A 26,416-nucleotide genomic window follows, 5' to 3' on the forward strand; every position below is an offset into this window, starting at 1 on the left:
TTCTCCGTCAGCCCTTGATCGCTCCGGTCATCACGCCGTCTACGAAATACTTCTGGAGCTTGGGATAAACGAGCAGTATCGGGATGGTCGTGAACATGACGCTGGCCGCTTTCAGCGACTCGGGCACAATGTAGGCGCCTACGCTTCCTTCTCCCCCCTGTTGGCTATCCAGCTGCTGATTGGCCGAAATGATCTGGTACAGCTTCATCTGCAAGGGATACAGATTTTTATCCGTAATGTAGAACAGCGCATCCTGGAATCCGTTCCATCTGTCCACCGCATAGAAGAGGCTTAACGTGGCGATCGAAGGCAGCGACAGCGGGAGCACGATCTTGATGAGAATGCCGAAGTCCGAGCACCCGTCGATGGCTGCCGATTCTTCCAGACTCTCCGGTAGATTGGTGAAGAAGGTCTTCAGGATAATGACGTTGAACACGCTCATGGCGCCCGGTAAAACCAAACTCCACATCGTATTCATCATCCCGAGGTTTTTAACGAGCAGATAGGATGGAATCAACCCGCCGCTGAAATACATGGTGAAGACAAGCGCCGACAAGATAACATTTCTGCCCATCAGCCGTTTCTTCGTTAGCGGGTACGCCGCGCAAATGGTCAGGAACATGCACGCCGCGGTGTAGATCATCGTAAGCACAATGCTATATCCAAGCGTATAGAGCATCTCCGCATCGCTTAGGATGGTTTTGTACGTGTCGACGGTGAAGCCCACCGGCCAAAGCCCTACCTTCTGCGAAATAATCGCTTCGTTGGAGCTCAACGAAAGCGCAATCATATACAAGAACGGAACAATGCACGTGAAGGACAAGGCCACAATAAAGACGATGATCGCGATATCCGCTATACTGGTTTTTTTCTTATTGCCCATGCGGCTTGCCAGACTCACCATATCCCATCCTCACCCAATTTCTTCGCGATATAGTTGGCGGCAAGCAACAGGATCAAGCCAACCACCGACTGGAACAAGCCGACCGCCGTTGCCTGCGAGAAATCGCCCGAGCTGATGCCCACGCGGTATACGAACGTGCTGATGACATCGGAATAATCGCTGACCAGCGAATTCCCCATCACGAAGGGACGGTCGAAGCCGATGGACACCATCCGGCCGATTTGGAGGATTAGCAAAATATTGATCGTCGACTTTATGCCCGGCAGCGTGATATGCCATATTTTGCGAAGCCGGGTGCACCCGTCGATATCGGAGGCCTCGTACAATTCCTTATTGATGCCGGTCATGGCCGCCAAATAGATGATCGTGCCCCAGCCGATATGCTGCCATACGCCAACGGAGATATAGGTGACCAACCACGGTATTTTCTGAGACAGAAACTCGATCTTCCCGGCGCCGAGGCTTGCCAGAAACGCGTTGACCATTCCGCCGTTCGAGAACATCAGGTAGACCATCCCGCCGATAATCACCCAGGATAAAAAGTGAGGCAGGTATAAGACGGTCTGCGTGATTTTTTTGAATTTGGCCATCCTCACTTCATTGAGCAGTATCGCGAGTATAATCGGCGCCGGGAAGCCCGCGATCAAGTCGTACACGTTCAGGGCCAGCGTATTCTTCAAAGCGCGATAGAAGCTGTCCTGCCCGAAAATAAAACGGAACACATCCAGTCCGACCCACTCGCTCCCCGAAATCCCCGCAAAAATGTTGTAATCTTGGAAGGCCATGATCACGCCGTAGATGGGAGCATACTTGAAGATCAGGATATACGCAAAGGGCAGCAGCAAGAGCAGGTATAACCAGGCGTCCCGTTTGACGTTATGCAGAAATCTGTTTTTCTTCGCTATGGAAGGATTCCCTGGGGAAGCATCACCCGGGGAACCGTTCGCTCGAGACTCGTCTAAAACCGCTTTCATTTCTCTCATCCCTCCGGCCGTATTAAGGAGCTTTCATGGTTTCATTATAGCTTCCGGGGAAAATTAGAAAATGTACTCGTTTAAATGATTTTTGTACTCGCTTAAAAAGGGTTGGCGGGCTGTATCCTGGCATGGTTAGCAACGCTAGAGGGCTTATACCGTTTTGTTCATATAGAAAAAGGAGCCGGGCGGGATCCGCCTGACTCCTTTATTTTCATTCCGCTAGTCGGGCCGAATCTTCTCCCTGTCCGGCAAGCGCTAGTCATTGCCGTTCGCAGCGGACAGCTCCATGCAGAGCGGTTTGGCGCGAGGATAAAGCTCGTAGCCCAGCTCCCCGTTCGTCTCCAGGGTCCCGGTCCGAATATCTTCCATTTGAGATATCCCCGCCATTCGGAGCCTTTTCTCAAGATCGTCCATCGACATCCCCAGTTTTCGCAAGATTTCCACGATCGGTTTTCCCTCCTGGATGACGGGAACGGCCATTCCCTTGAGCAGCCTCTCCGCACGGTTCGAATGAAGGGTGAGATATTCCGCCGCGACGAGAAATGCGATAAATCGTCTCCTGCCACGCTCGACTCCGCTTCGGGCGGAATGCCAAGTCAAGCAAGACGTTAGTCTTCCCAGACGCTCGCATAGGCGTAATTGCGAATCGTGCCGTGCCAGCGATACCAAGGCGAGCCGCCTTCCTGCTGCGCATAGAACAGCGCCACTTCCGCCTCCGGATCAATGGCCGCGTAACAGCCGCGGGCGCCGTCCCATCCGAACTCGCCGTTTTGGCTTAACGCGTTGTTCTCCTCGCGGTCCACGAGCGTCCGTACCCCGAGCCCGTAACTGTACCCGCTCTTGCTCGCTCCGCCGAATTCGGCGAAATCCCGCTGCGCCTGCGGACTTAAGCGGCGCGTCCTCATTTCGTTGACCGTCTCCTTCCGCAGGATGCGTTCGCCGTTCGGCGCCAACCCGTAATTGCACAGCGCCTCCGCGAACAGGATGTAATCCCGTACGGTCGAGTACAATCCGCCCCCGCCGCTCTCGTAAGCCCGGCCCGGCTGCAGGTTGAAGGTCTCTCCGATGCTCGCGGCGGCATGCGTCTTCCCGTTGAAGTCGTTGTACAGCTTGCAGAACCGCTTCTCGTCCTTCAGAACGAACGACGTATCGCGCATGCCGATTCTGTCAAAGAGGTTCTCCTTTAAATACGTCCCGAACGTCTTGCCCGAAAGCACTTCGACTAACGCGCCCAGCACGTCATGGCAGGCGCCGTATTTGAACCGGGTGCCCGGCTCGAAGAGCAACGGCTCCTTGGCAAGCGCCCGGATGACGTCCAGCGTTCGGCCTTCGCCGCCCGATGCCTTGATCACGCGGCCGGTCTCCGCCGTATCCCGCCGGTCAATCCCCGCGGACATGCTGAATAGATGCTCGATCGCGATCGGGTTCTGCGCGGAACGCAATTCCTCCGCCCCGTCTTCCCGCCTATGCCTCACGGCCATGTCCTTGTATTCGGGCATGTAGGCATGCAGCGGATCGCCGAGCTTGAACGCCCCGGCTTCGAATAACTGCAGGAGCGCCGTGCACGTGATGACCTTGGTGGCGGAATACAGCCGGAATATCGTGTCCGGTCCGAATTCGATGCGGTTCTCCACATCGGAGAATCCCGCATAATGCTCGAAGACGGGCTCTTGCTTGTAATACACCGCGATTCCCAAGCCGGGAACGTTTTTCTCCGCGTAAAACCGGTTCAGGTAGTCCTTCAGTTTCGAGAAGCTCATGTGATCCCCTTCCCCTCCGTTCGACTTATCGCGTTCACGGCCGCGATCGGATCAGTCGGCCCCGTGCAGGGCCGTCTTCATGTCATGGATTTGCCGGAGCGTACGGACAACCTTCGTCCTCTGTTCATCGTCTTCCGCGTGAAGGTACCCTGCCGCAAGCCGATACCCGAATTTGAGCAGGATCAGCTCGTAGACGCAAGGATCGGCGATGGAAGATACGTTCGCATACTCCGAAAAGCCTTTGTAATACGCGGGGACGCAGCGCCGGTAGTAGTCGACCATGCGATCGATGTCCGCATCATCCGCAATCAGGCTTGCGATATCCTCGCCTAGGCGGCCCCATCCGCAGGTATCCCGGTCGATCAGCGCGAGCTTCCCGTCGGCAAAGATGAGGTTGGTTACCCAGAAGTCCCGGTGGCACAGCACGAGGGGCAATTTTTCGATGCGGGCGAGGATTTCGTCCGCTTGCTCGTCGATGTCGATGAGCATCCGCCTCAGGTGCTGCGGGAAGGCACAGTCCTCCGAGCGCAAATAATCGTGGACGACCGGCCATGACCGGTCATGCAGGTACGTATGCTTCATGAAATCCGAATCGCTCAGGTTGGTCAGGCTCCGCAGGACGGCGGGCTGCTCCGCGTACAGCTTGCCTTGATAGCGTCCTAACTCCAGCGCAGCCTGTTCGTACATGTCGCCGGTCAAGGCTAACCCGCTCATGCCTTCGATATATTCCAGCCACAGCCGAATTTCGTCTTCTTCGGCATGGATCTCGGCGAGATAACAGGCCGGCCAGCGGAAGGCATCCGAGAACGTCGCTCCCAAGCCGGACGCATACAGATCGTATTCCCGGCGCCAAGAACCGGGATCGCCGTACCGCTCCCATTTCTTCTGGATTTTCAGCACGATGCGGTACGGCAATGCATCGCCGTCCGCGGTTTGGGCGATCCCCGTTACCAGGCACACTTGTCCCACGGCTCCGCCCTTCAGCGGCATGGACTGACAGTCGGCGGAGACGACATCCGCCTTGAACCGTCGGGTCAGCACCACGATCAGCGTGTCAAGGTCAATCTTCATTTGCGTTCATCCTCGCCTCCAAGAACGTCTTTTCTACTTTCGATAAGATTCGACGGCTAATGGAAGTATCCTGCTTGATCGGTACGAAGACCGCCGCCCCTAGCGATCGGTTTGCCTTGCAAAATCCGTCGTATAAGCGGCTGTTCATGGTACTCTATTCTTGAAGCAGGGCGGCGGCCGGCTTGGCGCGATCCGTTCGGCTTTGACCGGCAGGCTCCCGGCTGCGCCTCCTCATCTCGCCTGCTCTCCCTGACATGAAGGAAAGAAGGTTTTCCCGTGATCGAACCGACTCCCTCGTCTATGACGATCGCCGTGCTGGATTCCGGTGTAAATGCCGATCAGCTTCCGCCCGGTACCGTAGTGCTGCCCGGCCTTAATCTAAGCGGCGAAGGCGGCGAAGCGGATACCGCCGACCACGGCGGTCACGGCACCGCCATAGCCGCGACGATCGCCGGCATCGCGCCGGCCGCCCGTATTCTGCCGGTGAAACTCATGGATCGCCGCGGCGCGCTCCGCGACAGATCGAGAATCGAGAATGCCTTCGCATGGCTACTGGCAAACGCCGAGCAATTCGGAATCGGCGCGGTCTGCGCCGCGTTCGCGGATTCCAGTCATCGCGTAACCGACGAAACGCTGCGGGGCACGAATCTGCAGCGTTATATCGCGGCTTTGCGGGCGTCGGGCATCCTGACCGTGACGGCCGCCGGCAACTGGTATCCCGAGCACCGCGGCCGCAGCCCGCACGGCATGGCATGGCCGGCCATTATTCGGGAAACCGTAAGCGTCGGCGCGCTGGCGGAAACGGAAGAAGGCGCCGGTCTCGCCAGAGCGAGCCAACGCCTTCATGCCAGCCTGAACACCGGCTGCAGTACCGCATTCTTCGCCCTGCCGGGCGAACCCGGCATGACGAGCGGCGCGGCCGCCGTCGTCGCGGGCTGCTTCGCCGCGCTGCGGCAAGCCTATCCGCAGGAGGCCGGGGAGCGGCTGCTGGAGAGGCTGCGCGCCGGCTGCCGGGAACTCGTCGACGAGAACGGCTTGGCGTGGCCGGTCGTACGACCGGGCGCGCTCGCGCTCGGCTAGTTGGTCATCATCAGTCCCGTATTCATCGCGACCGGCACGCGGACCATATTCAGCACGAAGGAGAGCCCTTTGCCCGCGCCTCCGCCGCCGAGCAGCAGGGCCTTCGTCTCTTCGTCGTCATCCAGGTTCGCTGCCGCGAGCAGCGCGTTACCGGCGTGATCGAACAAACTCTGCATCCAAGCGAGCGATTCCGATAGATTCTCGTTGCTCGCGTTGCCCGACCCGGATGTGTTGGTATCGTCGATGACTTTGCCGAAGACGGCCGTCCGGAATATGAAATGGATCACGTTCCCCGCAAGCTCGATGCCGGAGTTGACTTTGCGCAGCGTCTTGGAATCGGCGCCCGGCTTGTTTTCCGCCAGGAGGAGGGCTACCGTCTTCGAAGCCATGAGACCCGATAGGGCGAGCATCGTCCATTCCATCGCCGAGACATCCTCGCCTTTGTCCACGTGCATGCCGAACTTCTCCGCCGCGACGCCGACCGCTCCGAATCCCGCGCCGAGCCACAGCTTCCAAGCTTCCGTCGGTTCGGACTTGCCGCTCGACGCCGCGATGCTCCCCTGTACGTACGCCTGATAGCCCGCGATGATCAGCTTCACGAACGAGGCCGTCAGACCGCCCACCCACGAAAACTTGCGCAGCTCGTCGACGTCGGACTGCACGGTCACGTCTCCGAACGGGAACGCGATCACGCTGCCTTTCTTGAACGGCGCTTCGCCGGCAATGAGCTTGTAGGCGATCGTGGCCGGAATGGCGCAGAGCAGCATCACGCCGTCGATCATCCGGAACGACGTATCGAGATGGGTGCCGGGCGCGACCAGCTCCGCCAGCTTCTCGATGAACGGGAAGCGGATCTTGGCGAATAGCGCGTCGCGCGCGACGCCGATCAGGTCTTGCATCAGATCGATCGTGCGCAGGACGAAGTCGCGCAGACCCGTCAAGAGCCCTTCAAGCAGATCGGCTCCGACCGTGACGATGGCATCCTTGATCGTCTGGAAGTTCACTTCGCCCGGCGAAGGAACCTTGCCGCCGAAGACGCTTCCGAGGTCGGCTTGCAATTTATTCCAGGTTGCCATCAGATCATTGATCTCGTCCCCGAGAAGTCCCTCCGCGAAACGGTCCGCCGCGTCGATCGCTTCCTTCATGACGGAAGGACCTTCCACGTGGACGATATCGTCCATCAGCCGCCCGATGCGCTGCGTGACCCAACCGACGATGCTGTTGCCTTGCACGTCGTCCATCACCTTCTGGATCGGCGACGCCGCTCGGCGCAGCTCGTCGACGACGCTCTGGCCCGGTCCGGGACGGCGCGGCTCAGCCGGCACGGGTGCGCCGCCGTTCGTGCGCCATTGCTCGATCTGGGCGATCGCCCTGCCGAAGCCGTCCGAGACGTGCGTCTTCAAGCTGCCGACCGACTGTCTGACCGACGTCAACGCGGCGTCCGTCGCCTCGACCATCGCATTGCGGACGAGCACGATATCCTCCCATTGGAACAGGAACTTGAGGTAGTCCCAGAGCTTCTCGATGCCCGTCTTGACCTGCGTCCACAGCCACTTGAAGAAGGCGCCGGCTTCCTCGAGCGTCGCGAGCACGAATTTCTTGATTTTATCCCCGATGGCGCAGATGAACCGGAACGCCCCTTCCGCCTTGTGCAGCACGAAGGTAACGGCTTCTTTCGCCTTCTCGCCGATCCCCTCGAAGAAATCGGCGATCGAATGGCCGAGATTCACGAAGAACCGCTCCGCGCTCTCTGCCGCATCGACCAGCTTCGAGATGACGTCGTCATGCACGAGCCGCACCCCGTTGCCGTCCGCTTGAATGCCCCATCGGTACGAATCGGGAAGCGCGTCGGGCCGCAACGCGGAGCTGAACGGCGCGTTCGCCGGGACGGCGCGCACGTCCGGCGCGGAGCCGTCCGCGGACATGGCGAGCTTCGCCGCTTGGTTAAGCGAGGCGGCGACCGCGTCCACTTGCGCCCGGTCGGCGCCGGTGCGGAAGCTGTCCGGCAGCAGCGGCACGTCTCCGTTCGGCGTGCTGACGACCGCGCCGCGAAGCTCGTCGGCGGTCATCGAGCGGAACCGGTCGAACACGCCGGATGCCGGATTGACGTCGACGTGTCCGTCGATGCCGTCGATCGTGAAGCGGTATACGGCCGGCGTCAGCGATCGGACGCGGTTATACACGTTGACCCCGCCGTTCATGTCGGTCACCGCGGCTACGGCCTGATCGGGACCGATCAGGACCGCGTTCCCGTTGAGGGAGACGCTCGAAAGGACGGAGGCCGTCACGGAGACGTTGACGCCCCGTCTCGGTAGGCCGGCGTCGTCCAGCAGCCGAAGCGTCGTTCCGTAACACGCCACCTTCATGACTTGATCCGGGTCGGCGGCGTTCACCGGCCCTTCCTGCCAGGCGTTCGCGGCGCCGTCCAGCCAAACATGCCCCGCATGCGCATCGGCATACACGACCAGTAGCGATGCCGACGAATGACGGTCGCCCGGGATCGGCGCCATCTCCTGCACGCCGCTTCGGAGCCGCAGCGACGGTCCCCATTCATCGGCCGCTCCCGCGCGGCGGACGACGTTCAAGTCCCCGTTCTGCAGCAGCGCCCATACGGATACGCTGCCGTCCGCGGCTTCGCCAGCGACGAGGTCCCGCACGTTCGCGGCCGCTGCCGCCTCGGCGAGCTGGATTGTCCGCGCGGCTTCCGCATTGTCGAGCTCGGCGCCGGTAATCAGGTGCAGACCTTGCCCGCCGATATAGAGGTTCGCCCCGTCCTCCGTCGTCAAGCCCGTCTCCAGCACGTTGGCGCCGGCCGGGCAAGGCAGCCCGACGATCGGAGGAATCGTGACGGGTTTGCCGGCGTTGTCGTAGTCGGGGAACGGCCGGAAGGCCAGAACCCGGCTGCCGCTGCCGATGCCGAGCACGTGCAGCCCGCCGCCGTATGTCGGATGAACGCCGATTTCGAAATCCAGCACCTCCTCCAGCGTGACGGCGGGATTGAAGACGAGCGCGCCGGCGAAGGAAGGCGTCCTGTCGCCGTCGCCGCGCATCAGATAGATCGCCTCGTTCGGTCCCGCGCTGCCCGCAAGCGCGACCGTCCACGTCCCGTCGCCTTCGTCCAGCACGCGAATGCCTTCGATGCGCGCATCCCCCCTGGTGCCGCAATCCGTCCAGGCGACCTGGCTCCAATCTCCGGCCGCGCTGGACAGATTATACGCGACGAACACGCGGCTCCGGGTTTGATCCGAGCCGGCATCGACCGCGATCGCGACCGTGATCCGGTCGTCGTCGGTCCAGCCTGCGCCCACGGCGCGAACCTGCGGCGTTCCTCCGATCGCGGAGGCCATCGGCGCGGCAAGGTCGGTCAGACGCCAGCCGCTGTCCGCGGCTTTGTCGTTGCGCACGAGATACAAGCCGTTTTGGCTGCCGATCGTCAGCATCATCGGGGCAAGGGCTCCCGACCGATGGTCGGGAAGCGCGATCACGCGTCTCTGATAGCGGCCGTGCGCGGACGGGTCGGCCAAGTCTTCGCGGCCGAAGGTCCGGGCCGCTTCGATATGGTCGATAATCTCGTTCGATACGGTAAAGGCTTGCGGTTGGCCGGTTTGATCGGTTGCGGCGAAGCGTACTACTCGCGGATTATTCATCTTGGGAATCCCCTTTCTTCAATCGGAATGAATCGTCGCCGGCGTCGTCTTGCCGGTTATGGCGCTTTATAGATCACGTCGAACATCATGTCTCCGGTCTGATCGGAGAACCGGAGGTTCTGGAACGCGAACGCGCCTCCGCCCGGCGGAATGAAATGGTGATGGGACATGTCGACGGCAATGTGGCCGAGCGCGTTCTGCAGCGCGGCGTTCAAGGCGTTGACGTTATCGGCGACGATCTCGCCCAGCATCTCGAGCAGGGTACCTTTGTTGATGCCGAGCAGCTTCGGAATCCAGGACATCGCGTTCTCGACCTTGCCGAAACCGCCGGCTGCTTCATGCGACTGCAAGTCGCCAAAGGCGTAGTTCAGCGCGGCATCCACGCTGAACGCCGACGTGCCTCCCGGCGTCGAGAGCGCGACGGAGCCGCTCAGCGCCTTGCTGCCCGAGCCTTCCAGACGCGCCGTCTCCATGCCGGCGGGGCCGAGCGTATGCTCGGTGTAGGTGAACGAGCCGTCGATGCTGCCCGTAATGGACAAGGCGTTGCGTCCGGGGACGATGGCGATTTCCAGCCAATACCCTCTCGTATCCACGACTTTCCGGTCCACGAGGTCGCGGGACGTATGGCTCGAGGTGTTCGTTACCGCGAACCGCCGTTTCAAGCCGTCGGCGATGGGGTTCACGCCAAGTACCTGCGTGAATTGCGGCATCAGGTATTGATCCAGGAAGACCTCCTTGCGAATCGCCATCACGCCGGATACGAGCGCTTCGCTCCCGTCGATCATGGCGGGGCTGACCCAATCGCCGGACAGCTTGATTCGGGCCGCGTTGCTATCGTTTGGAAGGCTCCGGCCCGCGAACACGCCGAGGTAGCTCAGGGTCGCGGCATCGGCATCCGTCCAGTTGGCATGCACGTCGAAGATGAAGTCCGTCATGGCGAAGGTCGGCGCCGCATGCAGCGTATTCCGGCGAACGACGGTCCCGAGCATGAACTCGCCCATGTCGCCTTGAAGCAAATGGTTCAGGCTGCCGAGCGCTTTGGTCCGCGCGGACGCGTTCACGCCGTCGGGAATATGCACGTTCTTGTTGTCCGAGAGCAGCAGGTCGACCTCGGTCAGCTTCATGAACAAATACTCGATCGCGAATACGCTGTCGGGCAGGCCGCTGCCGGCGATCAGCCGCGCGGCGACGTCATGCGCGCCGGGGTCGATGGCGGCAAGCGCCGCGAGGTCGACGGGCTTCTTATCCAGATCGGTAATGAAGGATACGCGCCAATTCGAGATCGCTTGATCGGCCGCCTCTTCTTGGTCCTCGTCGAAATAATGGACATTGCCGGACACGAGTGTCAACGTGACCTTCACTTGGCCGAGCTTGCCGTTCTCCACGTTCAAGCTCACGTCGAGCGGGGCCACGACGGCGGTCAGGCCGAATTTGGACGGCGTGCCGTCGTCTTTCTTCGGATACAGGCTCAAGGTGTCGCTGAATTGCTTCCGGCGCTTCCACGCCTTCCATGCATAAGTCATTTGGGAGTTTATCGCCTTCTGGGCCAGCGCGAGGCATAAATCGAAGTCCGTCAACACGTTCGTGCTGTCTTTCACCGTTCATCTCTCCTTTATTGAAATCGGATTGGCGATGCTTATACGCTCTTCGTCCGGTCGATCGACTTGCTGGTCAGATACCCGGCATGACTGATCCCGAGCAGCGCCAGCAGCCCTTCGCTGACGGCCGGGAATTCCGTGATCGCGCCTGGAGCCCGGCTGCCGAACATGTGCAGCAGCAGCGCGCCGTAACTAAGCGCGGCGACGAGCGTGAAGAAGAACATTTGCAGCTTGGCGATATCGACGTACGCGGCGTCCTTCAGCTCGTCGCCCTTGAACAGATCCGTCCAAGAGGCGCCCTCGAAGTTCGGCCGGACGTTCAAGATGCCGTCGCTGCCTGCGACCGCGGCGGGCTGCAGCTTCGCCGCTTCGTCGTCCGCGATCGTCTTGGCTTGCTTGTTCATGTGGATGAGCGGCGTGGCGACGAGCGACGTGAAGCTGATGCCCATCAGCGCCCAGAGATGCCAATCCAGCGCGACGTTCAGCGCCTCCTCGCTATCTGGCAGGCCGTAGATGCGCAGCGAAGCGGCCGTGTAATAGGCGGAAAGCAGCACAATCGTCCAAAGCACCGTCTGAAACCGCGAGAGATCCATCAGATTGCGTTCGTTGACGAGCAGCCCGAAGGGCTTGCCGGTAATGCGAAGGCTGACGATCAGGAAGAAGCAGGCCATCAGCAGCAGCGTCGCGACCCACAGCGCGCCTTGACCGGCATCCATTCGTTCGTTCAAGGCCTCGGCCAGCGTCTGCTGGGCATCTGTCAATGTCGGCGCAGAGTCGCCTTGCCCGCTTGCGGCGGCCAAGATCCGGTTCGCTTCCGCCTTCATCGCGCGTTCGTCGGCCGCCTCCTGCTCCGTCAGCGCTTTGCCGAACAGCTCCCGGTCCAGCTCGATGACCAGCTTCCGGGTCTCGGGCTTCGTCATATTCGCGTGAACGAGGAGGCTGGGAAGCACGAGCATCAGCGCGATAATGCCGAGAAGCCCGGCGAATCCGGTCAGGCCGACCTTCCGCGGCAGCGGGGAGAGCCGCAGCTCCGCCATGGGCCGCTCACGCTCCTTCCACTTTGAAGCCGCCGCCGTCGCCGTTCGCGATATTCGTGTCGACCGGAATGCCGGCGACCGTCGCGCCGGCCAGCTGCTTGATGTTCCACCGTTCGAACTTGCCGTAGCCGCTCCACCCGCGCGATTCCGCGAGCCACGCATACCGGATGCCGGGGCTTCCTCCGAAGGCGTCAAGCATGCTGCCGCACGTCAGGCCCGATCCGTAGATGCCGACGTCATACCGGACGCCGGCCGCTTCTTCCTCCCGGAAGGCATCGAGCACGCCGCGCATGTAACGGTTGACGGCGCCGGACAGATCCGCGCGCGACGCGTCGTAATCGACCGTGAAATAAATCGGCGTGCCGGCCGGCTGGCCGACCGAACGGGCGCAGCGGTGCGCGTCGCGTCCGTCCTTCTTGCCGGCTTCGTACGAGAAGTAGTCCGGCGACGTCGGATAGCCGTTCTCCCATACCGCGACGACGTGCAGCCCCGCGGCCGACAGCGCCTCCGCTTCTTCGCGGGTCAGGTTCTTCCCCGGATTGTTCCGGTTGTAGTACCGGCATACGAAATCGTAACCGGCTTCCTTGATGCTTCTAGCGAGCGAATGGCAATTGACCGTCGTATCGAGTCCTCTTCCCACTTGCGCTCCTCCTTTCGCGTTCCATGCGTTATTGTTTTGCTACATCCGTTATACCGCGAATGACTGTCATGGCGGCAGTTACGCCCGTCACCGATTTTGTCATGTGACGCAAAAAAGCATCCGACCGTTTCCGGTTCGGATGCGAAATGCGAACGAAGCTTAGGAGTCGTAGCTTAAGAGACTGTAGCTTAAGAGACTGTAGCCTATGAATCGTAACCTATGAGACTGTAGCCTATGAATCGCAGATGAATCGTAGCCTATGAAGTAGCCTATGAATCGCAGCCTATGAGACTGTAGCCTATGAATCGCAGCCTATGGCCGCGTCAGCCAGTCCTGAAGGGCAAGCAGCGCCTTGGCGCGGTCGCTTACGCCGATTTTGGAATAGATCACGCTCACGTAATTGCGGACGGTTCCTTCGTGCATGAACAGCTCCTTGGCGATCTGCTTGTTGGTCATGCCTTCGGTCATCAGCTTGGCGACTTCCGCTTCGCGGTCGGTGAGGCGGAGCTCCCGGCGAAGACCGCCGCGGGCTTCCGCGTCCAGTTCGGCCGCCGTCGTCCGGCGCGTTAAGCTGGCCGCCAGCTTCGCGGCAATGACGGCCGGCATCATCAGCTTGCCGCTCGCGGCGTCGCGCACCGCTTCGATGAGCCGATGGCCTTCCATATCCTTCAGCAGGTAGCCGCTGGCGCCGTTCGAGAGCCCGTCGAGAATGTACTTGTCTTCGGCGAAGGTGGACAGCAGGAGAACGACCGTATCCGGCGCCTCCTCCTTCAGCCGGCGCGTGCATTCGATCCCGTTCATGACGGGCATCTCGATGTCGAGCAGCACGAGGTCCGGCTTCAACGCGCGGGCCATCTCCAGCGCCTGCAGCCCGTTCTCCGCCGTCCCCGCCACCTCCAGGTCCGGCTGCAGCTCCAAGATCGTCTGAAGCCCATCCCGCATCAGGGCTTGATCGTCGGCGATGATTAAGCGCAGCGGCGGCTTCATGGCAGCGCCTCCGATCCGGGGGCCGTACCCGCTAAGGGAAGCAGGATGCGCAGTTCCATCCCCGCTTGCGGAGCCGCCTCCAAGCATAAGCTGCCGTGCGCGAGCTCGACCTGGTCCCGCAGGGCGCCAAGACCGAAGCCGAAGGCAAAGGCGCGCGGAACGAGACCGTCGTTGCGCAGCGAGAACGCGATGCGGCGGTCGGCGGAAGCGTAAGCGAGCTTGAAATGGAAGCGCGTGCTCCCGCCGTGGCGAATGCCGTTCGTGAGCCCCTCCTGCAAGGCATGGCAGAGCAGCTTGACGTGGAAGAAGCTCAGCTTCGGCATCGGTTCGATCTCGCAATGGATGCGGACGCCGGCATGCGCCTCCGTGTCCCGGATCAATCTGGCGAGGTCCCGCTGCAAATCGACGGTTTCCCGTTCATCGGCCAGCTGATGGACCGAGCTGCGGATTTCGTCCAGCCCTTTGCGAACGAGCTGACTGGCCAGGTTCATCTTCTCGGATACCCGGTCGGCATCGATGCCGACCAAGTGCTTCCCGGCTTCAAGCTGCACGACCGCGGCGGTGAGCGTGTGGCCGACGACGTTATGGATATCCCGCGCGATCCGGTTGCGTTCTTCCAGTACCGACACCTCCATCATCGCTTCGTACGTATGCCGGATGGAAGCCTGCAGTTCGCGCGCGCGCGCCTCCAGCTCCCGCGTCCGTTCGCGGACGCGCTGTTCGAGCGTATCGTGGGCGGCGGCGATGCCGGTTAAATACCGATATGTCCGGATCGACGTATACACCGTGCTGAACAGCTTCGTGCTGGTCAGCTCCGTCTTTTCTTTGTAATCGCTGATATCGTAGGACCGGATGACCGCATGCTCGGGCGCTTGCCCGGGCTGCCCGGTTCGCAGGATGATCCGCACCAGCCGGTTGCCCATTTGCTCGCGCACGCGCTTGACGAGCTTCAGGCCGGCATCGTCCTCTTCCATGACGACGTCCAGGAGCACGACCGCGATGTCGGGATGCCGTTCCAGAACCGCGGCCGCCTCGATGGCCGAATACGCGCTGAAGAACTGCAGTTTGCCGTCTTCGAACGTATGCCCTTCCAGCACCAGCTTCGTGACTTTATGAATATCCGGGTCGTCGTCGGCGATGAGAAATTTCCAATACAGCGCCGTTTCCTCTTCGGCGTCGTCGTCGGCGATCAATTGCAGCGCGTCGGACGCGTCGATCATGCTATCGTTCATCCCGTCCCCTCCAATGTTGCGCGTGGTAACGGCAATACCAGTTGGAACGCCGTTCCGTGTCCGGCCACGCTGTCGCAGACGATCGTTCCGCCCCAGGTTTGGACGACCAGGTTATACACGACGCTGAGTCCGAGACCGGTTCCGCCCCGCCCGCGCTTCGTCGTCACGAACGGATCGAAGATCCGCGGGATCAGCTCCGGTTCGATCCCTTTGCCGTCGTCCGCATACGTCACGGTCAGCGCTTTCGCGTCGGCCTCGGCGCGAATGACGATCGTCCCTTCTTGACCGTCGTCGTACGCATGCAGCAGCGAATTGAGCAGCAGGTTGGTCATGATGTGATAGAAGGCGCCCGGGAATCCGACGGTTTCGAGCGACGGTTCGATGTGCAGCACGACGCGATGCCGGCTTTGCTTCAGCTTCGGCGAAATGCTCAGCAGGATTTCCTCCATGTATGCCCTTACGCCGAAAGTCCGCCGTTCCTCGAAGGTCTGGTCGACGGCCACCTGCTTGAAGGTGGCGATCAACCGCTCGGCTCGCCTTAAATTGCCGAGCAAGATGTCGGCGGTTTCCGAGGATTCGGCCAAGTACGCCTCCAGCTCGCTCTTGCGCAGCCCGCCTTCGCCGTAACGCGCGAGCAGCGCCTTCGTTCGCTCGGCGAGATGGGACGAAGCCGTCACGCCGATTCCGATCGGGCTGTTCATTTCGTGCGCGATGCCCGCGATCAGCTCGCCCAGCGAAGCGAGCTTCTCCGCTTGAATCAGCCGGCTGCGGGCCTGTTGTAAGGAGGCGAGCGCTTCCTCGAGCCGCTCGGTCCGTTCCTTGACGCGGCGCTCGAGCGCGCGATTCCAATGCGCCAGCCGCAAATGAAGCCGGATGCGGGCCAGCAGCTCGCGCTTGACGACCGGCTTCGTCAAATAATCGTTGGCGCCGGCGTCGAAGCCTTCGATCACGTCGACGTCCAGCGGCTTCGCGGTCAAGAAGATGACCGGCAGTTCGCCTGCCGAATACCGCTCGCGGATGCGCGCGCACAGCTCGAAGCCCGACATCCGCGGGAGCATGACGTCCAGGATCGCAAGGTCCGGCTTGAAGCCCGATTCGAGGCGCATCAACGCCTCCACGGGATCGGCGGCTTCGATGACGTCGTAGCCGTCCATCGTCAAGTGGTTGCGCAGCACCTGCAAATTGACCGCTTCGTCATCCACGATCAGGATGCGCGCGCCGGATAAGCGGCTGCCGTCCCCGTTCCCGTCTCCCTCCTCCGCATCCGGCTCGCGCATCGCGGCCATGTCCTCGATCTCCGCGGCCGTCCGGCTTCCGGTCCTGGCTTCCCGACGCGGTACGCCCGCTGCCGCTTGCAGCGTAGGAGCCGTATGCCGGGCCGGCCGCGGAAGCGTGAACGCGATACAAGTCCTGCCGTCCGGCGGCGTCTCGATGCGAATCGTTCCGCCATGCAGCTCGACGAGCTTCTTCGTGACGGCCAGGCCGAGCCCCGTTCCTTCCCGCCGGACGCCGTCGGCTTGCTCGTAGGCGTCGAAGATGCGCGCCCGGACCGCCTCCGGAATGCCGCTGCCCGTATCGGTTACCCGAACTTCGACGTCGCCTCCCGCTTCGGACGCCGACACCGTGATGCTGCCGGAATCCGTAAACTTGATGGCGTTGCCGATCAGGTTATGCAGGATCTGCTGCAGCCGGTTCTCGTCGGCCGAGACGTTCAGCCGCCCGGGCACGTCGTTCGCCAGCCGCACCCTTCGGCCGCCCAGCAGCGGCTCGTTCAGCTGCAGCGCGACGCCGACGGCGCTCCGCAAGTCGATATCCGAGCGGATCAGCGTCAGATCCTTGTGTTTCAGCTGGGCATAATCTAAGACGTCCCCGACGAGCGCGGCCAACCGCCTGCCGCTCGAGACGACCAGCTGCAGGTTCTGCACGGCTTGCTCCGGCAGCTCGCCGGCTACGCCGTCGATCAGCGATTCGGACAGCCCGATCATGCCGTGCAGCGGCGTCCGCAGCTCGTGCGACGTTTGGGCCAAGAATTCATCCTTCGTTTTATCCATGGCCAGGAGCCGGCTGGACATCCGCTCGACTTCCGCGAAGGCCCGCGCGAACCGCCCCGCCAGAATGAGCGACTGCATGGCGATGAAGATCAGCAAGCCGTAAGGAGCGAGCGACCCGAGATGGGTTTTCTCGCTCATGTACAGGAAATCGTGAACGATCGTGCCGGAGAGGCCCGCGAAGCCGATCATAAACGTCAGCGTGCCCGCCTGGCGATCCCGCATCGCCCGAACCAGCACGTACAACGTATACCCGATGAAGCCGCAGGTCAGCAGCTCGTAAGGGATGAGCAGTTTATCATACCACCGCTGCGGGGTGAGCAGGCAGAACAGCGTGGCCGCGGCTCCGGATGCTTGCATCGCAACCACGATCGGCCGGGCGAAGTAACGGGGGTAAAGCGAACGCACGAACATCGCGATCATGATGCTGCAGAAGAAGAAGACGGCATAGGGCACTTTGCAGAACAGCTCCCAGTTCATGTCCGGGAACCAATTGTAAATGTAACGGTCGTTCACGAACGGAATGCGCACGGCGACGAACAACGAGAATAGGCCCAGGTAGAGCGCGGAATGCTCGCGGCGCCGCAGGGCATAGAGCGCTAGGTGGTACAAGGCCATGATCGTGCACGCCCCGAAAGCGATGAACGTCCCTTCCATATTCCGCCGGAAGAGCGCTTCGATCCGCGCATCCGATCCCATCTGAATGGCGTTCTGGAAGCCGCTCTTCGTATAGCTGTAATTCGCGAGCTGCACGACGATCTCCAGCTCCTGCTCGCCCGGCGCGGCGCGGAATGGCGCCGTCTGCACGATCTGCCGCGCCACCGTGCTTCCCTTGTCCTTGCCCACCGTTCCCGCGGAAGCGACGAGTTCGCCATTCACCCAAATCCGGTAGGCGGAGAAAATGTTGTTCACCTTGAGCGCCATCGCGCCGTCCTGGGGATCCATCCGCACCTTCAAGCGCAGGGTCGCATAGCCGTCGGCCGGATAATTCGCGCCCGCCGCATGTCGATTCCAATAACCGGGCGTCGTAAAATAGCCGGTTGGCTGTGGAGTCTTGCCGCTGCGGAAGTCGTCCGGCGTCCATAACGCCGACCAGTAGAACGCCCATTCGCCGTTCAGGGCAACGATCCCGTCTTGCCGTGAATCCCAGCCCGTCAGATCCAGGCTGCCGCGATCCGCCCGAGGAGTCGAAGCCGGCTCTGCGCCAACCGTGCTCGCGCCGCAGCAGGCCAGCCCGATCATGAAGAGCAGGATCATCGGCAGCAATCGCGCCTTGCTAGACATCCTGCAAGGTCAGCAATTCGTCGGCAAGCGCGTAGCCGCTCGTCAGCGGGAGGTCGGTTCTGTCCGAGAGGTCGATCGGCCGATAGCTGTTCGATGGCATCGACCTGTCCATGATGCCAAGGCGCATGTACGTTTCCGCGACCAACTCGCTGCAGAAGAAGCTCTTGAAACCCGCTTGCACGCGGAGCAGCTTGCCTTCGAGCAATTCGAACGCCATCCGCTCGAGCGAAGGGAACGACGCCTCGTGCACCTCTTCGATGAACGCCTTCAGTTTGGCCAGCATGCCATCGTTCCGTTCCCCCTTCAGCAGGCGAAATGCGAATAGGGCATCATAGCCGTCGCTGACGTCCGTGGCGATCCGTTCCTTGAGCGTGACGAGCATCGGCCCCGTTTTGATCCGGTGCTCCATCACGTCCTCGAGCGTCTGCGTCGTGGTCGACTCCCAGAAGAGCGGTTCTTCGAAGCCCGGCAATCGGACCACCATCCCGATATGCGACCAGGGCGAGCCCTGCATCGCCTCTACTTGGAGGGCTTCCGTAAAGATGCCGTGACAGAACAGAAGATCCCCCGTCTGCAGGCTGCCTTTAATCTCATCGTATGTAACGCGCTTGGTCTTCATCATTTCACTCCTCGTCGTATGGAAAATATGTGCAATGGCTCCTTCATTGTAACAAAACATCCGCCCGGTGTGCAGCGCGCATTTTCGTAATCGGCCTGAAAGGCGAGAATGCCCGCATGAACGAAGACCGGGCGGCGCCCGGTCTCCGATAATGCGGTAACACGCCGTTAACATGACGATGCCAATAAAAAAAGCCGGGCTATTCGCCCTGGCTTGGTTTCTTGCTTATGCTCGTAATTTCGAATGCCTCCTTGGGAATCCCAAGCTCATGGGCCTTCTTCTTTTTGATCAGATAGGCCTGCTGTAAGCTGGTCGCTTTGAACGTCAATTTGGTACCGGACGGATCCTCGAAGACATAATAGCATTTTTTGTTGGACATGAACGGAACGTCTCCCTGTCTTTGGTTACTGGCAGCTTTATTGAGGCTGCATGCTGCTACCTATTTTGTCCGCGCGGCTTGTTTATATACCATCCGATGCGGAACAACGGAGCCCCGCCTTGCAAGCCGTCGTTTTATTTCATGTAGCGATAGGCCAGGAGGTTCTTCAAATTCGAGATTTTCTCCTGCAGCTTCTCCCCGACGTTGGTGACCCTCACCAGCTTCCGCTCCAGCTCTTTGTCCACCAGCCTTTTAACGGACAACACGTCCGTTCCGTTGCATAACACATCTTCTTTCGAAATGAATTTCTGATGCGCGACGAGCTGCATGCCGAAGGAATTGTACAACAAGGTATATCCGGCGATGCCCGTCGTGGATTGATACGCTTTGGAAAACCCGCCGTCGATGACGATCATTTTCCCGTTTGCTTTAACGGGGTTCTCTCCGCGGATTTCTCTTACCGGGGTGTGACCGTTAATGATATGCCCGTGATCCGGATTCATATCGAACTCCTGCAGGATTTTCCGGCAGGTCTCCTCGTTCTCGCGCAGATGGTAATAGGGGTTCTTTCGCTCCTTATAGGTTTCTTTATCCGCGATAAAGTACCGTTCGAAGGTGGTCATTTCCCGCTTCCCGAAGAGCGAGGAGCATTCCCCCGTCCAGATGTACCACGCCATGTCGGTCGCCAGATCGTCCGTCTCTTCCGGATGCGCGAAGGCGTAGCGTAAATAGGATTCGAAGACATCGAGCAGCTTGCGGCCCGAATACGTCTTGTCTTCAATTTGCATTTCTTGCATGTTTCCTTCTTCATCCAGAGGAATGCAGCCGTGAAACAACAAATTCCCGTTGTATTTTAAATACAGGCTGCCTTGTTTCATCAGAAAATTCATATGCCTGGCCAGCTTCTCGGAATGCTGCACGGAGAACAACAGCTTGTCCAGCACCTGCTTCTCCTCCTCCAGCAGCTCTTCGGGCTGCCGCGGATTAACGGTGGCGAAGCAGGTGTTTTCCAACGGGTACGTTTTCTCGCCGAGCCGGATTTCGTTTTTGTCGTAATCGACCAGCTCCAGCAAACGCCGCTTGGACATATTAAAGTAGGGACGCCGCTTGATGATCGGAATTTCCAGCTTGAACTGGATCATGGCAATGGCTTGATGGATTTTGGTAATCTGCAGGACTTCCTGCTCCGAACCGTCATGGTCGGTCTGCAGCTTCGGCCTGAAGGCCGGATTGTCGCCGTAGTATTTCTCCGCCAGGTTCAGCAGCGGGCGAAGATTGATGCCGTAGACGTCTTCGATGATGTCGAGATTGTCGTATCGGGCGCAGATCCGGATGATATTCGCGAGGCAGACCAGGGAACCCGCGTAGGCGCCTATCCATAGGACGTCATGGTTCCCCCACTGAATGTCGACGGAATGGTAGTTGATCAGCGTATCCATGATTTTATCCGGGTCCGGCCCGCGGTCGTAGATATCGCCGACCACGTGAAGATGGTCGACCACCAGGCGCTGGGTCGTGTAAGCAAGGCCGATAATGAGCTTGTCCGCCTGGCCCAAGGAGATGACCTGCCGGTAGATTTCCTCGTAATAAGGGTCTTTGTTGTTGGTCGAATCCGTCTTGTAGAGCAGCTCTTCCACGATATAGACGAACTGCTCCGGCAGCGCCTTGCGCAATTTCGCGCGCGTATATTTGGAAGAGGCGAACGAGATGAGCTTCAGCATGTGTTCGATCGTGTCCCTGTACCATCGGTTCAAGGCTTGCTTATCGCACAGGTCTGCCTTGACCAGACGGATTTTTTCTTCCGGATAATACACTAAGGCCGTAAAATCATTGATTTCATGCTCGGTCCATACCTCGCGGAACACGGCTTTGATTTTCTCTTTGACGGTACCCGACCCGTTACGCAGGACATGCTGAAACGCCTGGAACTCCCCATGCAAATCGCTGACGAAATGCTCCGTTCCCTTGGGAAGATCGGAGATCGCTTCAAGGTTGATGATTTCGGTGACGACTTTTTCTTCCGTGTCGTATTGCTGGGCCAATAAATCGAGAAACTGCGCGTCCAAAACGGTTGTCCTCCTTCAAGGAATATGGCGATGCAGACGAGGTTTTATTATGACGGGACTAGCCGCTAATCATATTATACCTGAAATTTCCCGTGCAAGCCTCGCTACGAGGATCCGGATCCACGCGTGCTCATTCTTCGCCGTTAACGCGGGCTGATGAACGAGGCGATGATAGATTATGGCAAACGCGCCGAAAGAATAGGCGTACTATTCCCCTTCAGACAGTCCGCTATGCATTTTTCTCGGGGCCGGATTAAGCCGGAACCCTAAACATGTCTTACCGCCGGCAAACAAAAACGAACTGCATGATGGCGCAGTTCGTTTTGCTTTCAAGTATACGTGATTGGATGCCTTCCGTAACCCAGGCAGTGCCGGATGCGGCTCCAGGGTTATCCTGGATTTGCGAGGCGTTTGCGTGCAATAGTTGAGCGTTTCCCACAGCTAGGTGGAATGAAAGGTGATCGTCAGTTCTTCTTTGAACCCCACCCTTTGATACACCGTTCTTCCCATCGGGGTTGCATGGATGACCGCCAGCTTCGCGCCTTGTTGTTGTGCGACGCCTAATCCATACGCTAGCACCGTTTGAGCCAATCCTCTTGAGCGGTAAGCTTCTACCGTTGCGATGCTATAGATGCCCGCGACATCGCCATCGATAAAGGTACTCAGCGTAGTCACAGGCACGCCGTCCAAATAAGCCAGATAATGTTGAATGGGAGACGAATCCTGATTGGGGCCATCTACGAATACTTTGCAATATAGGTCTGCCATCGGCTCTGGGATGCTAAACCCGGCCAGAATGGTCTTTCTATAGTCCTCCAACTCTTGCGCTTCCCGTACCAATCGAACCTCCAGACCCGGGATATCCGGTAAACGCAACCGCCATCCATTCAGATCGAGTCCCATTCCGACAAGGACTTCGCTCGGCTCTAAATCATGAATTGCAAGGGCTCGGTTAACGGCTTCATCGGGCTTGTGAGAATAAGTCAACCAACGCAGTTTCTGGCCGCGATGATGGTACAACGTCTTCATGGTTTTGATTTCATCCGTGGGATCGATCCCTTCGGAAGGCGCATAGTCGACTACGCTATTGAATAATGCAAAGGGAACATCGGATTCGAAGCGTTGCATGCGATCCGTTCGGATAAAGGCAAGCAACTGGCTGAGTTCGCCTAGCAATTCACCGGAGCGAATGAAGTTTTTTATGATCGCGTCTTGCACGGACGACAATTCAATCTCCTCCATGACTATTAGGCTAAATGGTTAGAGGGTAAGCTGCGTCATGAGTCCTTTGTCATATCGGTCACCGGACGCAACTCCGACGGGAGCGGCTTCGTCGAGCTTGGCCAACTCTTCTTTCGACAGCATGATATCCGCTGCGGCGACGTTTTCCTCCAGATATTGAATCCGCCGGGTACCGGGAATCGGGACGCCGCCCTGTGCGATGGTCCAAGCCAAGGCCAATTGCGAGGGCTTGATCCCCTTCTCTTTCGCGATCGGAGCGACCGCTTCGACGATCCGCGTGTTGGCGTCCAAGTTTTTTCCGCTCAGCCGAGGGTCATAGTTACGAAAGTCGGTAGGATCGAGCCGGTCCATCTTTAGCTGACCGGTCAAGAACCCGCGTCCTAACGGCGAGTAAGGCACAAAGCCGATGCCTAGTTCGCGAACCGTCTCCAGCACGCCGTTTGACTCTACGCCGCGCTCGAATAGCGAATACTCGGTCTGTACGGCGGTAATGGGATGAACGGCGTGCGCTCGCCGAATGGTGCCGGCGGATGCCTCGGACAGTCCGATGTGGCCGATCTTGCCATCCGAGACCAGTTTGCTCATCGCCGCAATGGTTTCCTCGATCGGTACCTTCGGATCGATGCGGTGCAGATAGACGAGATCGATATAATCGGTGTTCAACCGGCGCAAGGATCCCTCGATTGCACGGATGATATGCTCCGGTTGGCCATTCACGACGGGTATGCCGTCAATGATTGCGAGTTGTCCTTCATCCGTGTAGCCGAATCCGACCTTGGTCGAAATCACTACGCGGTCGCGCATGCCCGCGAATGCGCGTCCAAGTAATTCCTCGTTGTGGAAAGGCCCGTAGACCTCTGCCGTGTCAAAGTACGTGATCCCGAGCTCGACGGCTCGGCGAAGCGTAGCCAGGCTCTCTTCGTCATTGCTCGGTCCATAGGTCGTGCTCATGCCCATGCAGCCCAAACCTTCCATGCTCACCGTTAAACCCGTTGTTCCCAATTCTACCGATTTCATAAGAAGTCTCCTTATCTATCTTGATAGGTTGCGAGGTTAGGGAGGCACGCAACGCCATGCGTTCATGATCGTAACAACGGGGGTCAGTCGCGGCTCCCGGGGATCGCTTCTCCATGGGGAAGGTGCAGAAGATCTTCGCTGATTGCCCAAAGCTTCTCGGCCGACCCCGGATCAATGGCCCACGAACGCACGCCATGCTGCAGCGGGCTGTCGGACGGCACGATCTCCGCGATGTCCCCGTCTTCGCAATAGACGCCTCCTTTTCCGTTCAGCATCGGACTGACCGCGCACCATACGGATGTCGCGGCGCCTTGCTCGGCGGTTTTGAAGCCTCCGGAGGAGGTCAACGTGCCGTCCTCGTTCCGGACCACGCCCCAAGCGGCCAATTCCTCGTTGCTTAAGTGCCGGGTCAACCCCGAAAGAATGGCGCCGGGATGAACCGCAAACGCGCGCACGCCTTGCTCTCGTCCCCGCTTATCGAGCGCAACGGCGAACAATGCGCACGCGGTCTTCGACTCGCCGTAAGAGACGACCTTGTCGTACGGCCTCTTGGTGAATTGCAAATCATCGAAATCGATCGGTCCTGCCATATGGCCGATGGACGAAAGAGCGACGACGCGCGCGTTCCCCGAACGCTTCAGCGCTTCCCATAAACCAACCGTCAGTTGAAAATGCCCTAAATAATTGGTGGCGAAATGCGTATCCAATCCCCGAGCGTCTTTAATCGTCGGCGGAAAGCTGACGCCTGCATTCAAAATCAAAAAATCGAGCGCGCGTCCGGAATTCCGGAAGGCGGCGGCGAACGCGTCGATCGAGGAAGGATCCGCAAGGTCCAGCCGGATCACTTCGACATGGTTCAGGGGAGCGAGCGCTTCCTGCGCTTTGGCGACATCGCGGGCGCCGACGATGACGGTGGCGCCGGCGCCGGCAAGCGAGCGAGTCGTTTCCAACCCGATTCCTCCGGATCCGCCTGTAACGATCGCCACCTTTCCGCTCAGGTCTAGTCCCGCCAATACTTCTTGAGCGGTAGTGTCGTGTCCGTATCCCGACTGCAACGGCTTTTGTTCGGTCTTCATCGGTGTGTTCATCGGTGGGGTTGCTCCTTTAATGCGGATTTAGACATAATACAAAAATCGTCTATTTGTTTATAATAGATCACTGGACAAAGTTTGTAAAGTGTATAAAATGGAGATATGGATGATACTAAGAAGCAGCATATCGTCGAGACGGCATTGAAGGTGTTCTTCAAATACGGCTACAAGCGCGTATCGATGAACGAGATCGCGGAATCCGCGGGCATATCGCGCGCGGGTCTTTACTTGTACTTCAAGAGCAAGGAGGAAATTTTCAACGCCGCGATTATTCACCACGGCGACATCCTCCTCCAGGAGATCAAGGACGGCCTGCCCTCGCATGAAACGAAGGAGGACAAACTTTTATTCGCCTTTGAGGTATGGGCGATTCGTAACTTCGACGAATCGCTGCACTCTCCGGAACACAAGGAAATAACGGACAGCTCCTACCAGTTTGCGCGGGAGGCGCTGGACGCGAGCTACGAAAAATTGGAAACCGTGTTGGCCGCTTTGCTGGAAGTATACCCTGCCTCCTCGGGCGGCATCCCTCCAATGCGACTGGCCCATCTGGCGACGGGCGCGCTGCGCGGCTTTAAATCGGTTGCCTCCAGCTCGGACGAGCTTCGTCATCTCGTTCAGGACTTGCTCCGTATCGTCGCTCCCGGCCATTAACGAGCTCCCTGCCGATACGCGTCTGCAAGCAGCTGATTCCGGATGAAGGTACAGGTTGATCATGGAGAACCGCCAGGAAGTATCCTGACGGTTCTTTTTTTGCGCAAAAAACGCGATCGAATGAGTTCTCTGCCGGAGACCGAAAATCGCAACTCCGGGCATGCGCTGGATACGTCTTCAACCTGGCTTAGCGTGCTAAGTAGCCGCCATCAACGGGCAAGCCAATGCCGGTAACGAAGCTCGATTTGTCGGAGCACAGCCATACGATCGCATCCGCGATCTCTTCCGGTTCGGCAATTCTGCCCAGCGGATGCGCGGCGACCAACCCGCCGCTCCAATCGGGGTTGTCCTTGAGCATATTCGCGATGAGCGGCGTGTTCACCAAGCCCGGACAGACGGCATTGACACGGATGCCGAAGCTGGCGTAGTCGAGTGCGGCGCTCTTGGTCAGCCCGATCTCGGCATGCTTGGACGCGACATAGCCGGAATAACCCGGGACGCCCGCGAGACCTGCCCCCGAGGAGATATTCACGATCGATCCGTGACCTTGAGCGCTCATGAATTCAAGCTCGTACTTCATGGAATAGAACATGCCGCGTACGTTCGTGGCGAGCATCAGATCAAGGGTATCGCTGGCATAGTCGATGAGCGGACGGGCGTAATCGCCGCCGTCTACCCCTGCGCTATTAACGGCAAAGTCGAGGCGTCCGGCATCGCCGGCGGCTATCGTTACCGCGCGGCGAACCGCCTCTTCTTCGCGAACGTCGGCGACGACGTAGCTGGCGATGCCGCCGGCAGCCTCAATGAGTCGGACCGTTTCTTCCAACGTCGCGGCAGTGCGGCCCGCAACGGTCACGGTGCATCCCTCCGCCGCGAGCGCAAGGGCGGCAGCCCGGCCGATTCCGGAGCCTCCCCCGGTGATGAGAGCCGTCTTACCGGCGAACGGTTGCGTGGTTGTCTGTGTCAAAGTTTTGTCCTCCTCGTTTTTGATTAGACAATTATCATTAATCGTCTATGTGTTCATACTATACAAGTAGACAATGTTTGTAAAGCGAATAAAATGGAAATCGGACCAATCGGCCG

General features: G+C 59.4%; 21 protein-coding genes. 2 read left to right on the forward strand and 19 right to left on the reverse strand.

What is annotated here, in order from left to right:
* Positions 1–7 precede the first annotated feature (7 nt).
* From BMZ79_RS20570 to BMZ79_RS20590, 5 genes are all read right to left on the reverse strand, one after another.
* Positions 8–904 (reverse strand): carbohydrate ABC transporter permease, encoded by an 897-nt coding sequence (locus BMZ79_RS20570; protein WP_090643159.1) that lies wholly within the window; start codon positions 902–904, stop codon positions 8–10.
* Positions 898–1,878 (reverse strand): ABC transporter permease, encoded by a 981-nt coding sequence (locus BMZ79_RS20575; protein WP_256252918.1) that lies wholly within the window; start codon positions 1,876–1,878, stop codon positions 898–900. Before BMZ79_RS20575 ends, BMZ79_RS20570 begins: the two co-directional genes overlap by 7 nt.
* Before the next feature lie 258 nt (positions 1,879–2,136).
* The gene (locus BMZ79_RS20580; protein ID WP_371263756.1) at positions 2,137–2,550 is read right to left on the reverse strand and encodes a YetF domain-containing protein; all 414 of its coding nucleotides are present in this window, start codon (positions 2,548–2,550) and stop codon (positions 2,137–2,139) included.
* Entirely contained in the window at positions 2,490–3,641 is a 1,152-nt protein-coding gene (locus BMZ79_RS20585; protein ID WP_090643164.1) for a serine hydrolase domain-containing protein, read from the reverse strand. The genes BMZ79_RS20580 and BMZ79_RS20585 overlap by 61 nt, the downstream gene beginning before the upstream one ends.
* Positions 3,642–3,692: 51 nt before the next feature.
* Positions 3,693–4,712 carry a phosphotransferase gene (locus BMZ79_RS20590; protein ID WP_090643166.1) on the reverse strand — a complete coding sequence of 340 codons (1,020 nt, stop codon included), beginning with the start codon at positions 4,710–4,712 and terminating at the stop codon, positions 3,693–3,695.
* Between the two features lie 300 nt (positions 4,713–5,012).
* On the opposite strand from BMZ79_RS20590, the gene BMZ79_RS20595 reads away from it, so the two are divergent.
* Entirely contained in the window at positions 5,013–5,792 is a 780-nt protein-coding gene (locus BMZ79_RS20595) for a S8/S53 family peptidase (RefSeq protein ID WP_090643169.1), read from the forward strand.
* On the opposite strand, the gene BMZ79_RS20600 is transcribed toward BMZ79_RS20595, so the two are convergent.
* From BMZ79_RS20600 to BMZ79_RS20660, 13 genes are all read right to left on the reverse strand, one after another.
* Entirely contained in the window at positions 5,789–9,439 is a 3,651-nt protein-coding gene (locus tag BMZ79_RS20600) for a hypothetical protein (RefSeq protein WP_090643172.1), read from the reverse strand. The two genes, BMZ79_RS20595 and BMZ79_RS20600, sit on opposite strands and share 4 nt — an antisense overlap.
* 56 nt (positions 9,440–9,495) lie before the next feature.
* The gene (locus BMZ79_RS20605; protein WP_090643174.1) at positions 9,496–11,037 is read right to left on the reverse strand and encodes a hypothetical protein; all 1,542 of its coding nucleotides are present in this window, start codon (positions 11,035–11,037) and stop codon (positions 9,496–9,498) included.
* Positions 11,038–11,075: 38 nt separating this feature from the next.
* Complete coding sequence (locus BMZ79_RS20610; protein WP_090643177.1) at positions 11,076–12,074, reverse strand: hypothetical protein; 999 nt, start codon at positions 12,072–12,074, stop codon at positions 11,076–11,078.
* A 7-nt stretch (positions 12,075–12,081) separates the two neighbouring features.
* Positions 12,082–12,714: a DUF1906 domain-containing protein gene (locus tag BMZ79_RS20615; RefSeq protein WP_090643181.1), complete on the reverse strand. Its 633-nt coding sequence runs from the start codon at positions 12,712–12,714 to the stop codon at positions 12,082–12,084.
* Positions 12,715–13,026: 312 nt separating this feature from the next.
* Positions 13,027–13,701, reverse strand: a complete 675-nt coding sequence (locus BMZ79_RS20620; protein WP_090643184.1) for a response regulator — start codon at positions 13,699–13,701, stop codon at positions 13,027–13,029.
* A complete protein-coding gene (locus BMZ79_RS20625; protein WP_090643186.1) occupies positions 13,698–14,933 on the reverse strand; it encodes an ATP-binding response regulator in 1,236 nt (411 codons plus the stop codon). The genes BMZ79_RS20620 and BMZ79_RS20625 overlap by 4 nt, the downstream gene beginning before the upstream one ends.
* Entirely contained in the window at positions 14,930–18,265 is a 3,336-nt protein-coding gene (locus BMZ79_RS20630; protein ID WP_090643189.1) for an ATP-binding protein, read from the reverse strand. The genes BMZ79_RS20625 and BMZ79_RS20630 overlap by 4 nt, the downstream gene beginning before the upstream one ends.
* Positions 18,258–18,884, reverse strand: a complete 627-nt coding sequence (locus BMZ79_RS20635) for a hypothetical protein (RefSeq protein ID WP_090643191.1) — start codon at positions 18,882–18,884, stop codon at positions 18,258–18,260. Before BMZ79_RS20635 ends, BMZ79_RS20630 begins: the two co-directional genes overlap by 8 nt.
* Positions 18,885–19,083: 199 nt before the next feature.
* A complete protein-coding gene (locus BMZ79_RS20640; protein WP_090643193.1) occupies positions 19,084–19,263 on the reverse strand; it encodes a hypothetical protein in 180 nt (59 codons plus the stop codon).
* Positions 19,264–19,397: 134 nt separating this feature from the next.
* Positions 19,398–21,329: a fructose-1,6-bisphosphatase gene (locus BMZ79_RS20645; protein WP_090643195.1), complete on the reverse strand. Its 1,932-nt coding sequence runs from the start codon at positions 21,327–21,329 to the stop codon at positions 19,398–19,400.
* A 441-nt stretch (positions 21,330–21,770) separates the two neighbouring features.
* Positions 21,771–22,571 carry a GNAT family N-acetyltransferase gene (locus tag BMZ79_RS20650; RefSeq protein WP_143089011.1) on the reverse strand — a complete coding sequence of 267 codons (801 nt, stop codon included), beginning with the start codon at positions 22,569–22,571 and terminating at the stop codon, positions 21,771–21,773.
* A gap of 18 nt (positions 22,572–22,589) precedes the next feature.
* Positions 22,590–23,588, reverse strand: coding sequence for an aldo/keto reductase (locus BMZ79_RS20655; RefSeq protein WP_090643200.1), 999 nt, complete (start codon positions 23,586–23,588; stop codon positions 22,590–22,592).
* An 83-nt stretch (positions 23,589–23,671) separates the two neighbouring features.
* The gene (locus tag BMZ79_RS20660; protein ID WP_218154741.1) at positions 23,672–24,676 is read right to left on the reverse strand and encodes an SDR family NAD(P)-dependent oxidoreductase; all 1,005 of its coding nucleotides are present in this window, start codon (positions 24,674–24,676) and stop codon (positions 23,672–23,674) included.
* Between the two features lie 105 nt (positions 24,677–24,781).
* Between BMZ79_RS20660 and BMZ79_RS20665 the strand changes: the two genes are divergently transcribed.
* Entirely contained in the window at positions 24,782–25,333 is a 552-nt protein-coding gene (locus BMZ79_RS20665) for a TetR/AcrR family transcriptional regulator (protein ID WP_090643206.1), read from the forward strand.
* 187 nt (positions 25,334–25,520) lie between these two features.
* Here the strand turns inward: BMZ79_RS20665 and BMZ79_RS20670 are convergent, their stop codons facing one another.
* The gene (locus BMZ79_RS20670; RefSeq protein ID WP_090643209.1) at positions 25,521–26,300 is read right to left on the reverse strand and encodes an SDR family NAD(P)-dependent oxidoreductase; all 780 of its coding nucleotides are present in this window, start codon (positions 26,298–26,300) and stop codon (positions 25,521–25,523) included.
* Positions 26,301–26,416: the final 116 nt, after the last annotated feature.

This window comes from Paenibacillus sp. UNC496MF (assembly GCF_900113915.1).
GTDB lineage: Bacteria > Bacillota > Bacilli > Paenibacillales > Paenibacillaceae > Paenibacillus_Z > Paenibacillus_Z artemisiicola.